Below are 15,276 nucleotides of genomic sequence, written 5' to 3' on the forward strand. Positions count from 1 at the left end.
TCTCAGATTAGGGGTTTGAATTTTACAGCGTAATATCCAGACCTATGGTAAAAATACGCGGGCTTGGTACGGAATAGGCCAGGTTGGTCATCTTATCCCCGTCCGTTCCGTTCTCAGGATCCCAGAATTTCCAGCTTGATAAATATCCCAGATTTCTCACATTTCCATAAATGCGCAGGTTGTCGATATTTATTTTCTGGACAAGCGTTTTAGGAAGTGTGTAAGCCAATGCTATGCTTTCAAACCGGACAAATGATTTTTTCTGATAAACGGTATACCCTGTGGCCGAACCTTCACTGGAATATAGGCGGGCCCACTCGTTGTTCCGGTTCTCTGCGGTCCAGTATGGCAATACATAAGAGCTGCTGCGATCCGGAAATCCCTGGCGGTTTTTCATCTGATTGAATTCTCCTTTTTGTCCCAGATAAGAATACATCATAAAAGACAGATCAAATCCTTTGAAAAGTTTAAATTCATTGCGAAGCGTCAGACGAGCGCGTGGCGAAGTGTATCCCTGAAATACCTTATCATCGTTGGTATATTTTCCATCACCGTTCACGTCAAGAATCTTGTGATCTCCCGGTTTTACACCATATTTGGCGGCGGCATCCGCCTCTTCCGTCTGCCAGACACCAAGGACTTTATAGTTCCAGATTTCATCCACTGCGTGACCGATAAACCATTTATTGGTAATATCGTCAGACTCTCTCTGAGAAATGATATTGCCTGATGCATCTTTCACTACCGTTTGATTTCCGTACAGGTGAACAATCTTGTTTCTGTTCATCTGAAGGTTAAAAGTCGTTCTCCAGCTGAAATTCTCACGTTTCATGTTATTGGAGTTCAAACTCAGTTCAAGCCCCTTGTTATCCACCTGGCCAAGATTGTCCAGTACAAATGCAAAACCGAGTACGTTCGGCAATGCTCTTTTCACGAGCAGATCCCGCGTGGAAGATTTGTAAAGTTCCAGGCTACCATCGATAATGGTGTTGAACAAAGAGAAATCCAGACCAAAGTTTAATGAATTGGTCCTTTCCCATTTCAGGTTCGGATTGGCCATTCTGTCTACATAAAGCTGGCTGGTCTGATACACTGTACCTGCTGCATTGACGTGCAGATATTTCCCGGTAGCCAGGTTGGAAAGGGCGTCATAACGCGCGATATCCCTGTTCCCGTTGCTTCCATAAGAAACCCTCAACTTTCCGTAATTCAGCCAGCTGCTTTTGAAAAACGGCTCATCTGTAAATACCCATCCCAATGCCGCAGAAGAAAATAACGCGGTCGGATTTTTCTGGCCAAATGCCGAATAGCCATCTTTACGAGACGATAAAGTCACCATATACCGGTCTTTGTACGAATAAAACAACCTGGCCATCAATGCACTTGCAGTACTGGTCTGGTCGTCACTCCACAAAATCGGAGAATTTCCTGCCTGGATATTATGATAACCCAGATTATCATTTGGCGCAAAGCCCTTGTTGGAAACGCTGTCGTCCCACATCCGGAACCGCTCGGCATTGACCAGAAAAGTCGCATCAAGGTTGTGTTTCTGCGCAATGGTTTTATTCCATTTAAAAATGTTATCAACCTGCCAGCTCAACGTTCTTGAGTTACGTCGTGAAGCCCTTCCGCCTTCTGCTGCCCAGTCAAGGCTTTTGGACGATTCAGCATTGTAGCGGTGGTACACTTCGTACCGGGGTGTAAAATTTGCCTGATACGTTATTCCGAGCGGAAGCGCCACTTTGGCAAAAATCACGTTGTTTATCGTGATCGACCCTTTGTCTCGGTTGGTAAAACTGCGGGCGTAATACGGGTGGTTACCACCGCTGGCCTCGTCATTTGGCCGCCATTTGTAACTTCCGTCTGCATTTAAAGGCGTTCCCCAGGGTGATAAGTTGGCCGCGACATCATAATTCACCGGTACCTGGCTTTCATCGCGGTCGGCAAATTGTGAGCTGATACCGACAGAGAGAAATTTGCTCACCTTCCCTTCCAGATTAACCCTGGCCCGAACCGTGCTGTATTTATCTCCCACAATGATACCTTCATTGCTGAGATATCCGAGTGACATATAGTAGGAAACCTTATCTGTTTTTCCGGACAAACTGACCGTATGATCCTGGCGCAGAGCCCTCTGAAATACCATCTTCTGCCAGTCGGTACTTTTGCCGTCCTTGTAATTCTGGATTTCTGCCGGCTGCATATTCAGGCGCTGCAACCAGACCGTTGTCGGGTCTCCTTTCGAGCCATCGAAGGCCAGCCACTGGTCCAAAGTCACATCCGAAGGAAGGTTGTTCGGGTTGGTAAAACGGCTCGGCTGTGCCGAAACGTTAATGTTGCGCATCACCTCCTGACGCCAGGAAATAAAACCGTCGGGACTGAGCACATCCTGTTTTTTTGCCACTTCCCCCATCCCGAAATTGGAATTGATATTGATGATAGTCTTTCCTTCTTTTCCTTTTTTTGTCGTGACAAGAATAACTCCGCTTGCTGCTTTTGCACCAAAAACCGCAGCTGAACTGGCATCCTTCAAAACATCGACAGTCTCAATATCATTGGGGTTAATATCCTCTAAACCACCATAATATATTGCACCATCAAGCACAACCAGCGGGCTGCTTCCTGCTGTCAGCGAGTTCGATCCACGAACCGAAAGATTACCTCCGCCCTTCGCGGAAGCAGAAAACCCGACGTTCATTCCGGGAACATTTCCGCGCAGAACATCCTGCACAGATTGTGGATTTTCGTTTTCAAGTTTGGCAGGGCTGATCTGTGAAACAGCTCCGGTAAGGTCCCGTTTTTTAAGGGTGCCATAACCAACCACAACCACCTCATCCAGAGTCTTTTGATCGGATGCCAGTATGATTTCGATGTTGCTCTGGTTGCCAATCTGCTTTTCCTGTGAAAGAAATCCAACGGCTGAAAACACAAGAATCGCATCGTCACTGGGTACGCTTATTTCATATTTTCCGTCCACATCCGTGGTAGTTCCTGTGGTTGTATTTTTCACAAGAACCGTAACACCGGGAACCGGCGTATTGTCGTCTTTGGCTAAAACCCGCCCTGTAATTTTTCTGTCGATACGGGTCCGGATACTTGTTCCGGGCTTGGACCGCGGAACTCCGGCAAAGGTAAATGAAGGGGAAATAAGCAATGCCATCAGCACGCATCCCTTGACCATTCGCAAAGGGATTTGGGAAGATCCTTTGTTCATTGAGTGTAGGTTTAGAATTGGTGAGTAAATCGGTTTAGGTAGATATGCAATCGGTTGAAAATCGTATTTCAACCGATTGCATATCAAAAAACCCCGACGAAATAGAAAGATTCCAACCCCTACAAGTGATTAATTCAATTTTTTAGCAGAATTATTAAAAACAGCGCATATATGTGTCTGGTGGGCTCAAAACGAATATTTATGAAGAATAAAAAAAAGTAAAAAAATAGAGGAGGCCACTCTGAAACAGGGTGGCCTCCTCTATAAAAATTCAAATTTCAGTTAATCAAACTCCATCAGAAAACATCTGAATCAATAACCAGGGTTTTGTGCAAAAACCGATACACCTTCTGCATTTTTTGCACTACGGTCAATCTGGGTTTGCGGGATAGGTCTTAGCAAATGCCGGTCTGTCACGTTGGCCGCTGCCTGAGGGTTGTATTTTTTAACGCGGTCAACTAAATTTCCCCAACGTTTAAGGTCCATCCATCTTGTTTGCTCACCAGCCAACTCTCTCGCACGCTCTTCCATCAGCATTTCAAAAGTCATCTCGGATTCCTTGATCACCATCGCATCTTTTTTTCCTGGCCAGCCTGCTCTTACACGTACTGCATTGATTGCGTCTGTGGCATCCTTCACTTTCCCGGCGCCCAGCTGAGCCTCGGCAAGCATCAAATAAGTATCGGCCAGACGGAATACGAAATAATCGCGGCTTCCTGCCTCATATGTCATATCAGGACGCTTTGTATCAAAAAACTTCTTCAAAGTAGGAAACAATGCTTCTGAATATTTGCTCGGCACCAGAACCTGATATTTCTTTTTAGCTCTGTCCGCTTTTGACATTTCAAACCCAGGAATGAATATTGTTGTGTCACCTGAGGCAAAAGTTACGCTGGTTTTTGAGTCATCAAATGCGGTATTATACGTACCAGGCTTGTTGGATAACCATGTATCCTTAAAGGTCTTTTTGTATCGGGAGTCATTAACTCTTTCTCCAAAAACAACATCGGTAAGGTACGTAGTGGGTCTAAGACGCTTGAACGGACGTCCGTTCAAGATATCGCGCTGCATGCCAGCCTGAACGTCATACTGCATTCCAAAGAAAAGATGCAGGTTATTTCCTCCATTGGTTGCTCCTGTATTGTTGGTCAGGTTGGTAAGCGGGTCAGAAGTATATTGAGCCGCCCATACGATCTCGGTATTTTTTTGGTTTCCTTCATCAAATACACTTGCAAAATCGTCAAGTAATTTGAAGCCGTAGTTGGTTGTAACGCTCTTGCAAAGATCAGCAGCCTTGGTAAAATCGTCAGCGGCTTTCTGTGCAGAGTATGCTTTTGCCAGGTAAACCTTTGCCAATCCCATCTCAACAACAGGTTTGATGATACGGCCATACTGCGCCGAAGTTGCAGGCACACCAGCAAGGGCTTCATTCATGTCCTTGATAATTGCCGCATACATTTCCGCATCCGTATATCTTTTTGTTTCCTTCGTTGCTACCACCGTTTCAGTCAATCGCAGATCGACGCCGCCATATTGCTGAAAAAGAATAAAGTAATAATGAGCACGAAGAAATTTCATCTCAGCGATGCGTAGCTTTTTAGTATCCTCACTGATGCCTGTCACATTAGGCGCTCTGTCAATAATAGCGTTACAGGTATTGATCCCACGATAAAACTCATCCCATAAAGTCGCCAGATAGTCAACAGTCGGGTTCATTTGTGTGTCATAGAAATGGAAACCTTTATAACCACCATCGGCTCCGGTGGCATAGATATCCGTTCCGTATTCGGTCATAGTCAAACCCAGCTGGGTTGCGTAATAGATACGCAAAGCGGAATAAGCAGAGTTAACACCATCCTCAAATCCTTTTGCTGTATTGAGGTAGTTATTGTCGATTCCCGAAACCACTACTTCGTCCAGAAGGTGATTACAAGCCTGTCCCGATAGCATCAAAGCCGCTATGGCAACAACTCTTGCAGGTTTTATGATATATTTAAAATTCATGTCTTGGTCAATTAAAATTTTACAAACTTCTTTGAGAAAACCGTCCTTAGAATTTAACATTCAAACCAACTGTCCAAACTTTGGTAGCCGGTGTAATGCCGTTGTTGACAGATGTTCCATCCGTTTCAGGGTCTACACCATTATACTTCGAGATAAAGCTCGACCAGATTTTTGGCTGCTGGATACTTGTGAAAATTCTCAGCGATTCTAAACCCAATCTTTTGGTAACGTTGTTGGAAAAAGTGTATCCGGCGTTAATATTACGAAGTTTAATGAACGATCCGCTAAAATAGATAAGCGTAGTGTTGTACTGAGGAAACTCCTGGCTGCTGAACGGTCTTGGGTACTGTGCGTTCGGGTTGTCAGGTGTCCAGTAATCCACTTTGATCTGCTGATAGCGACCTGCCAGAGCATTGTTATTTTGGTGGAAACCGCTCACAATTTTTTGTCCAAAGCGTCCGAAAAAGAAGAAAGATAAGTCAAATCCTTTGTAAGCAAAACGGTTGGTTATCCCGGCGCTGAAATTTGGTACATCTGATCCAAGTAAAACGCGGTCTTGTGCATTGATCACACCATCATTGTTAGTATCCTGAACTTTCACCTGACCTACACCGGCACCCAGCGCATTGTTCTGGTCGCCTGGATAGTATTTTTTAGCTTGTTCAGCCTCACTCACCTGCCAGATACCAATTTTTTTGTAGTCATAGAAAGAGTTAAGCGGTTGTCCGATGAACCATTTGTTTCCAACATCGTCTACTTTTCCATTGTACAGAGATATAATTGCTTCACTATTTTTAGTGAACTGCAAATCAGTATTCCATTTAAATCCGCCTTTTGTATTGATGTTGGTAGTTGTGATACCCAACTCAACACCTCTGTTTCTTGTTTCGCCCACATTACGTGTTACCGCGCTGAATCCAATAGATCCCGGAAGCTGATCGGATAACAAAAGATCCGTAGTATTGGTCTGATACACTTCAAGAGATCCCTGAACACGGCCAGCAAAAATACTGAAGTCAACACCAAGGTTTGTAGAAGCTGAACTTTCCCAGCGCAGATCACTATTTCCGATGGTACCAGGTCTGTAACCAAATGCGCCCGTGTTATCCCACGCATACACTGTTCTGGTAAGCAAACCTTGTGTTTGATACGGAGCCACCCCCTGATTACCCACTTTACCCCAGCCAGCTCTCAATTTAAGCAGGTCAAGCCAGGAAGTACCTTTCAGGAACGGTTCATTACTGATATTCCATCCCACAGCAACCCCAGGAAAATTACCCCATTTGGTATTCTCTCCAAAACGGCTTGAACCATCACGGCGCAATGTCAGTGTTACAAGGTATTTATCATTGAAATCATAATTGATACGGCCAAGGAAGGAGTTAATCGTCCATTCAGTCAGGTTACTAACCGTTTGTAGTATTGAACTTGCATTTCCCATGTTATAAAACTGCTGCGACTCAACCGGCACTCCCTGTACATTGGTTCCATAGTTTTCAGTCCTGTCGCGCTGAATGGACTGCACCAATGTTACACCAAGATTATGCTTGTTGGCAAAAGTTTTGTTGTAGCTAAGAATATTCTCAAGAGTCCAGTTGAAGCCGAAACGGTTTAGGTTGAGAGCCTGAGCATCACCACCTTTACGTGCATTGGTTTGAGCACCAACAAATCGTCCCCAACGTGACACAGTAATATCCGGTCCGAAATTAACACGGTATTTCAAACCATTCATGATCTGTGCTTCTGCGTAAATACTGTTAAAGATTCTATATCTTTTCGTATTATCAACCTGTGCACCTTTCACAATTTCAGCCAATGGGTTGGTTAGCAGGGCGTCGTTGGTTGGAGAGAAATTGATACTTCCATCCTCTTTGTAAGGAGCACCCAGCGGATTCTGCTGGATTGTAAAGCTGTATGGATTCAGGTTTTCACCATTCCGGTTGCTGTACATCAAGTACGAAGAGATCCCAACTTTTATCCTTTTATTAATACTGTGGTCAATATTTGTCCTGACAGATGTACGGGTGTAATCTAACCCCTCTGTGATCCCTTTATCCTGGAAAACACCTGCTGAAATATAAAACTGCGTCCGCTCATTTCCTCCCTGAACACCAAGGGTATGGTTTTGCTGAAACCCTTTTTTCAGAATGAGGTCCTGATAATCGGTGCTGCGTCCTGCATCAATCCCTGCCTTTACATTGGGGTCACCACCCAATACAGCGATTTTTGCATCAGCTGCCGGATCGGATTTCCCGGTTGGTACATACACGCCATTGGCATCAGTATAGATAATTTCACCCTTGCTGTTTTTGGTTGAGCGGTAAGCCTCTCTTACATACTCGGCAAATTCAGCGCCATTGAAAAGATCTATTTTGTTCAGTGCCTGCGATTGTCCAAAATAGGTATCATAAGTCACTGTAGTCTTGCCTTTTGCGCCACCACGTTTTGTTGTTACAAGCACAACCCCGTTGGCACCACGAGCACCATAAATGGCTGTGGCTGTTGCATCCTTCAACACCTCCATCGATTGAATATCATTCGGGTTAATATCCTCATAACCAGCTGACAGAGGTATTCCATCAACTACATACAAAGGATCATTTCCGGCGTTGAATGAACGGCGGCCACGGATAAGGATCTTTGGTACGGTTCCAGGCTTGGATCCTGCCTGGCTCACATCAACACCGGCAGTACGTCCCTGAAGTGCTTGTCCAAGGTTGGTAATCGGCATTTCGGTAATTTCCTTGGCTGAAACAGATGAAATAGCACCGGTAGTCTGACTTTTTCTTTGGGTACCATACCCCACAACAACTACCTCACTCAGATTCTTCATGTCGCTCGCCAGTGTCACTGAAACAACACTTTGCGCGCCTACTGAAATCTCCTGTGTAACAAAACCTACGGATGAGAATACCAGAACTGCGCCGTTATCCGGGACATCAATTTTGAATTTACCGTCCGCGTCGGTATTGGTTCCCGTTCTGCTACCTTTTAATACTACTGACACACCGGGAATTGGGGTATTATCATCTGCTGAGAGAACCTGCCCCGTCACCGCTTTGTCGATCGTTGTTCCTTTGATAAAAACAGAAGAACTTAATGGGGCTCCATGAGCAACGGCGCCCAAGCCCATTACACTCACCACGGCACAACCTAATAAGTATTGCCTGATACATGTAAAGTGTTTTTTCATATAAACTGGTTATGTTAGAATTACAAAATATTCCTTAACTCAATGTTGCTGACGAAGAAATAACGATCTACCCTTATGTAAATGATATAATTTTTTCGCCAAATAATTATATCAAAACAGACAAATCGCAGAAACTGGCTTCGGGTGCTCACACTGAGCTAATTGACTTATTTTCAACGACGTAGAAATCTACTTTTGAAAAAGTCACTGTCGATAATTGTTCCGTAGTCATATAGAGATTGGTTAGGTGTATTCAGTAGCAGGCAATCTTTGATCTGCGGTTTGAAAGCAAACTCAGCAGATCACTAAAAATCTAATTAGTCCTTTACTCCATTCATTTCAACCGATTGCATAAATTAGAACAAAACCAATAAGTCTACTTTTTTGCACGCAAAGTACAATTGTTGATTAATAGCTGAGATTATAGAAAGGAGCAGACAATTGAAAAGGAAAGGCGAATTTTTTTTACGCAATCGTTCTCGGGAACGTTGCCAGAATAGGGATTCTTAAATATTAAATTGTAAAATACGACTAACAGGCCACAATTTCCGGACTGCGTGCTTCGACGGATGCGATAAAATTATTGTATTATATTGCTATTAACTAAAACAAAAATAGCATAACAATGACTACGAAACGAGATTATGTAACCTATAAACAACTTTGCTACAATGGGTTAAATTCAATTCGACATTTCGGCCACCACAGTGTTACCGGCCAGCCCTTCGGAAGGCAGTTTAATGGTGACGATGCTTGCCTTTTTTTCCGTGCTCCATGCAGCCTTCCACATTCCCCCCTTACCATGAACCTTACACGTAACACCCAACTGCACTGATTTCAATTTTGCGGTAGGGTCCGACACACTGATCTTTTCTATCAAATTACCTTTCGTTTTAATCATAACCAGACACGGGTTTTCGGCGCTTACCACAATGCCGTTGCCAATTGCAACCTGACCTGCTTTATAAAAAACAATTCCGGTTTGGTTTAGTATCTTGTGCTGAACCGCCTGTATGTCGGCAGTGTTTGCCAGCACGCTGATTACCGGATGTGCGGCGTAATCCTGCAAGCCGTTTTTCCCAATACCCGGAACGACGATGTATTGATAAGAACCATTTTCCGGTCTCGGTCCGTGATCCAGCCAGGCCGTGAAAACCTCCGCCTTTACGTCCTCATTTGTCGCCCAGGCCTGATGATTGATACTGCGCCAGTTCCCAATCTCCGTTTTGTTACTTACAGTTAAATTTGTTTCTTTCGAAAACAAATAAGCGACGCTGTCATGTAATATCCAGCTGACATTTTCCAGCTTGTGACTTCCTGCTTTCAGCGTCTCAACGTTTTTATCGTGATTGACCAGCACAGGTCCTTTCAACAAACACTGATTCAATGTAGTCACAACCGGCAGCTCGGACTGCGCGCTTATGCCCGCTCCCAGACTTACATATTCCTTATCGAAAAAGAACCATGATTTCCTGGCTTTCAACGGATCGTGCACACTGGCAAAATCAAAGGCTGCAACACCGTATCTGCCATCGGTAACACCTCCTGAAAAATCAGTAAGGCCTTTTTTAGCAAGCTCTTTCCAATGTGCTACGGCCGGTTTTTGCAAGACCGTGGTCCCTGGTATTTTTTGCCAGTCCCAAACCGGGAATATCTGGTAATACTCATTTCCGTTACGCGAAATAAAATTGCTGCCATCGCCGTAGTGGTGATTTTGTAATCCCTCCTCGTTGTGCGGCTGCTCCATATTGTTTGCCCGGCTGGAATGCATGCGTACCGAAACATAGTAATCTGGCCGCTGATGCGTGTAATAATGAGAATGCCAGAAATAGCGATCCTGGCTCAAATTCGATTTTATTTCTCCTTTTCTTATCCTGACAATATTTTCCAGTTCGGCTTTGCGGTAAGACGATGCGGCCAGGAGATTCTCAGCCAGTTCAGGCCCGACCGGGTTCAACGCACCTTTTCGGGTTATGCCACGGTTTTCAGCACCCGGGTCCGGATATTTTCCATAAATCAGGGACTGACAAATGCCGTCAAGAAAATAATCGACCAGCAATTTCATGGCCTGATCGGGCAACTTGTATTTTGTCCCCTCAATTTTCACAGCCCAATAGGCAAACGCACTGGCATAACCGGTCCCGTAAGCCAGCGTGGAAATGACATTGTCGGTACGGTGATGAAAACTCAGATCCGGTTTCATTCCCCGTCCGGTGGTGACCTTAATTTCTGATGCCATCACACCAATAACGATCGCGAGTTCCTGCGAATTTCGTTGAAAGAGCGCCTGTTTTCCGCGCATCCCGGCAATCTGGATCAGGTCACCACCTGGCCTTGCACCCGAAGCTTCCAGGTTCGCGCGTCCGGCAATAAAACTCCCCTCCTTCTTTTGTCTTTCAGTCAAATCATCGTCCATCACTAGAAGAATATTGACCATAAGCTGCGGCGTTCCCATTTCATTCCACCACCAGTTGTCACAAATAAAATCATGGTCAAGCCAGAAATCCAGGGCCACTGAGAATGCTTTCTTTACTTCCTGATTTTTGTGAAAAGCCGATCCTTGTTTTTTATACGCACGGCTCAGTTCCAGCATGTTTCTTAAATGTTCGCTATGCTCAAAACCGGTTCTGGACACATCCTGATAGTTGATATCAGGCCAGGTACCATCCGGTTTCTGATTTTTTATCAGTGTGGTAATCTCCCGTTCACTAATCGCCGGTTCCATCAGGTCAGCAACCACTCTTTTTCTGATCAATTCAAGATCCGGATCCGTTTGTCCGTTGCTTGGCATTACAGGCACCGACTTGTGCGGTTCGGAAACGATATTGTTTTGAGCGATGGTCTGAAAATGTAGCAAAAGCAGAATGAACAGAAGTTTTTTCATGGGTCAGGATTTAGAAAAACCCGAAACGAACGCTCCGGGTCAATGGTATCTTATTTCTTGTTAACGTTCCACGAAGCCAGGGCCGGTATAACATCTACCTGCTCTTCATTTGTAAAATGTACATTAAAATGCTGCTCAGAATTGGCAGGAAGTTGGGCTTCAAAACCTACAAACTGCGTATCCGGATTGGGCGCATCATAGTCATGGGTTGGCGTAGTCGACCAGGTTTTTATCTCAATTTTCGCTTCTGTGTCGATGATCAAAAGCATTTTTTTGCCGTGCTGGGATAACTCCACCGTCTTTCCGTTGACAATACGCACAGTCGCCGGCGTGAGTAAATTCCAGCGCATGGTGACCGGTTTGTCAAGTGTTTTTACCTCGTCCCTTACCACTACCGAACGCTGATTCAGAATGGAAATCCCCCGTTTGGCTGATGCGACCTGGCCTTCATACATTTTGGAGAGATCGGAAATAACCGCCGGCTTATCCGCGACGTCGGACCAGGCATCCACTTTGGCATACCCTTTCGCCTGCTGCAACTGGCCGTCGAACGTAAGCGTATTATGTGCCAGATTATTTAAACGGAAAACTTCCCAGCGTTGAGAGTTTTGCGCCCGGTTCCATAAGTCGACACCTTTTGTTTCAAGAGAATTGTAATCCTGCATCCCAAAATCCATTGCCCAACGCTCCCCGTTGGCATCGAGCACAAAAGAACCCACATCCATGTGTGCGTGATTGACGGAAGGCGAGCCGGCTTTAAAACCGACAAAAATTGCATTTGGATCCGTCCAGGACGTGCGCATCAGACCGACAGGATTCGGCCCCTGCCCTACCCAGATTTTCTTCTTGGGCTCTCTGACCGATTCCAGATCCGTTTTAACACCCCAAACCAGCAAGGCCGGCAAAATACGGTTACGTACAAAACCAGTTCCTGGATTATCCAGCAGCTTTTTCTGATTCCATAGAAGTGAGGGATCCCGGGTCTTATCTGCAAACCAGAACATAGCAGGACTTAATCCGTCCCGTAAACCGCTGTCTCCCCAATTGTCGGCCAGTCCCGTAGGTCCCACCAGGTTTTGCAAAAATCCGGCTGTTTTTAAAAATCCGGGCGTGTTGGACAACCCGAAATCTGTGCCCAGCGCTTTTTCTATAACACTGTTAAACAACACATTAAAACTGGTACCGTATTCCCAATAACTAAACCCTTCCGGATAAGCACCGTCTGGTTCATACGACGTCTTCATAGCGCGCGGAATAGAGGCTACGGCACGGGTTATTACCTTTCTGGCCAGTTCAGGTTCGTGTTCCGCGATCGCCAAAACCCCGAAAGTCATCCCGGCATTACATACCTGATTCCAGTTGTGTTCGGCCTTTAAAAATGAGTTGTATTTATCTTCAAAAGAAGGATTGATTCCCTTGGTAATGATCGCTTCCCGGATCGTTTTACGGCTATCCTCCGGAAGTTCATCAAATAGCCAGTCATAGCCAATCGCGACTGCCATGGTCATTTCGGCCACATCCAGAAAATGCGTAGGATTCCAGTCTTCAAAAGCGGAAACGGCAAGCAGTTCCTGTTCCGCTCTTTTCAAATATTTCTTATCTCCTGTGGTTCGGTAAGCATATGACAATTGAAAAACACGCCGCAAACATTCCCTGGACTTATCCAGCAAACGCCTCCCGATTTTGATTCTTTCCACAGGAGGCTGGTCGATAATTTTATTGCATTCTGCCAGAATACCCTGGTGAATGGTATTCCATTGTTTATGTTTTTTGGTCTGGTCAATGATTAATTGCTCTTCGCCTTTTAACAAAAGCAGTCTAGGATGTGCTTGTTTCAGCGACTTAAGAACATCGGGGGAAGACTTGTTTTCCTGGGCAAACACGATATTGTTTAGCAACAGGCAAATCAGGATCAGGACTTTTTTCATGGTTCAGGATTACGTTGTGATTTAGAAAATTCAATCAATAACACTTGAAAACCGCAGCTTTATAAAAAGCGTAAAAACATAAAAAGGCTACTTCATTTATTGACGATCTTTTACGGCAACCAGTTGAAAAACAAGTTCTGAGCCGTCAATATTCCGGTACTCGGTTTTTACAAAACCCCACTGTTCATTAAAATAAAATGTTGCGAACGTGTCGCCCAACGATGTTTTCGCAACGGCTTCAATTTTTTTGCAAACGATTATGCCAATTCTGGTATTGATGTTCAATTCACCGGTAACTCTGTATTCCTGATTGACATGAAAAAGTCCATCAGCAGATTCAAACTTGATTTTCGCCCTATCACAATAAATATCTGTGAAACTGGTATACTGCTTCCAGCTCATTCCGTTATTGAGGGGGAATTTTATTATCGGTATAGGATTAAATGTTGTAAAAACGAATCCATGACTCCCTGGCGGCGTTAGCATGATCATCTTGTCAGATTCGATCGCAGACTTGCCATCCCCGAGAAATATTCTTTTCTCATCATTGTAATATTCATATTTGATCCGGGTTAATCCAGGGTTCCCGTTAAAATCGGGCTCCCGATCAAATACAGTCAGTTCTACCTTGTTGACCGGATAAATTTTATCGTTGTTAAAAACGGAATCTATCGGCACGTACATCCAGTCTACATATTTGTACGAGGAATCTAAAAGTGCTCTCTCATCTTGTACGACAGCATAATGGTACATCGCGCCATTTCTTTTCAATGTATAGGTATAGGTAAATATCCGCCCCCTTACATAGATTCTGCTTTCACCATTTTGCTCATTGAAAGTCGCGCTGTCTTCCATTCCGGCAGGAATTTCCATATCATAAAAACTTTTTTTCAGCTGAGCGAACGCGGCGCAACTGAAAAAAAGAGGCAAAAAAATTGCGGATATGATAGCAGGAAATTTCATCAACTTTTAAGATGTAGTTGCACTTCAAAGCGATTATCAAAATTTTTTCCCGCACGACGGAAAACGTCATGCGGGAAGAATTTTGGGCAGATCATTTATTTCAATGCGTAGCGCTTCATACTGATCTTGGCACTTTTGGTTGTGTTGTTTATCGAATTAATGTAGATATATGCCCTGTACTTTCCATCGGCAGTTTCTACCCAGGCACCGGCCTCTGCCCGCATGTTGATGGCAAAATCAGGTGCGTCGGCTATGCTCAGCTGCTGAAAATCCAGATCATCAATAAAAACACCAAATTGTAATCTTGCCAGCTGCTGATCGCGCAGAGCCCAAACCTTACTGATTTTCGCGCTGCGGGTAACGCCCGCCGGCAATTTCACGCCCGGAAGATATTCCTTGCTGGAAGGAGCCACAAGCGCGTGATTAAAAGTGATGTTGGGAATCGACCGGTAAAGATAAACCAGGTCTATTTTGTCAGCTTTTGCAGCGGCATCAGCAGGGCCGTACACAGCCATATCGGCGATGGAAATGTAAGCGGCGGTGCTGTCCTTAACATCCAGATCCAATACCATGTCCATTTGTGCTATCTTGTATGGCCCCATCGAATAGGTCACCGTTTGCCCGTTGCTGGCATTTGCCGAAAACTTGAAGGTAACTTCCTGCCCTCTCGCTGCATTTGGAATGCGGTAAAAATAACGCAGCGTCGCCGCGATTGTATCTTTCGTAAAAGTCACCGTGGTTTTCGACCCGTTATTCACAGAAGCGCTACCCACTTCAATGCCCACGTCCTGGCCACTTCCATTGGTATAATAGGACTTATTATCAAGATAAGTACCTTCGGCTCCGCCAATAGATGCCTCAACCTGCGCAGAGACCAGTTTTCCCAGTGATTTCGGAATCGCCATCGCATAGGCAAATTCAATATTGAGACCTACCATGTTGGGCCCCAGTGTTCTTTTGATCACATCATTTTGTAATTCATTTTTAGGCGTGACCGTAAGACCATCATCGTCATTACAGGCTGTCATGCCAAACGTCATCGACAGCATGATAATGAAACTGAACAAATATCTGTGTTTCATAATTTTTT

General features: G+C 44.7%; 7 protein-coding genes. All 7 read right to left on the minus strand.

The features are described from left to right. Positions 1 to 22 precede the first annotated feature (22 nt). The 7 genes from M1L62_RS01680 to M1L62_RS01710 all read right to left on the minus strand — a co-directional run bounded on the left by M1L62_RS01680 (position 23) and on the right by M1L62_RS01710 (position 15,268). Complete coding sequence (locus tag M1L62_RS01680; protein ID WP_254411266.1) at positions 23 to 3,214, minus strand: SusC/RagA family TonB-linked outer membrane protein; 3,192 nt, start codon at positions 3,212 to 3,214, stop codon at positions 23 to 25. A gap of 312 nt (positions 3,215 to 3,526) precedes the next feature. Beyond that, complete coding sequence (locus M1L62_RS01685; RefSeq protein WP_254411267.1) at positions 3,527 to 5,218, minus strand: RagB/SusD family nutrient uptake outer membrane protein; 1,692 nt, start codon at positions 5,216 to 5,218, stop codon at positions 3,527 to 3,529. Positions 5,219 to 5,264: 46 nt separating this feature from the next. Next, positions 5,265 to 8,411, minus strand: coding sequence for a SusC/RagA family TonB-linked outer membrane protein (locus tag M1L62_RS01690; RefSeq protein ID WP_254411268.1), 3,147 nt, complete (start codon positions 8,409 to 8,411; stop codon positions 5,265 to 5,267). A 682-nt stretch (positions 8,412 to 9,093) separates the two neighbouring features. Beyond that, on the minus strand, positions 9,094 to 11,295 hold the full coding sequence (locus M1L62_RS01695; protein ID WP_254411269.1) for a polysaccharide lyase family 8 super-sandwich domain-containing protein: 2,202 nt from the start codon (positions 11,293 to 11,295) through the stop codon (positions 9,094 to 9,096). 50 nt (positions 11,296 to 11,345) lie between these two features. Continuing rightward, positions 11,346 to 13,223 (minus strand): heparinase II/III domain-containing protein, encoded by a 1,878-nt coding sequence (locus tag M1L62_RS01700; protein ID WP_254411270.1) that lies wholly within the window; start codon positions 13,221 to 13,223, stop codon positions 11,346 to 11,348. A 96-nt stretch (positions 13,224 to 13,319) separates the two neighbouring features. Next, complete coding sequence (locus M1L62_RS01705) at positions 13,320 to 14,096, minus strand: hypothetical protein (protein WP_254411271.1); 777 nt, start codon at positions 14,094 to 14,096, stop codon at positions 13,320 to 13,322. Between the two features lie 185 nt (positions 14,097 to 14,281). Further along, positions 14,282 to 15,268 (minus strand): DUF4466 family protein, encoded by a 987-nt coding sequence (locus M1L62_RS01710; protein WP_254411272.1) that lies wholly within the window; start codon positions 15,266 to 15,268, stop codon positions 14,282 to 14,284. Positions 15,269 to 15,276: the final 8 nt, after the last annotated feature.

The organism is Dyadobacter diqingensis (assembly GCF_024220585.1).
GTDB lineage: Bacteria > Bacteroidota > Bacteroidia > Cytophagales > Spirosomataceae > Dyadobacter > Dyadobacter diqingensis.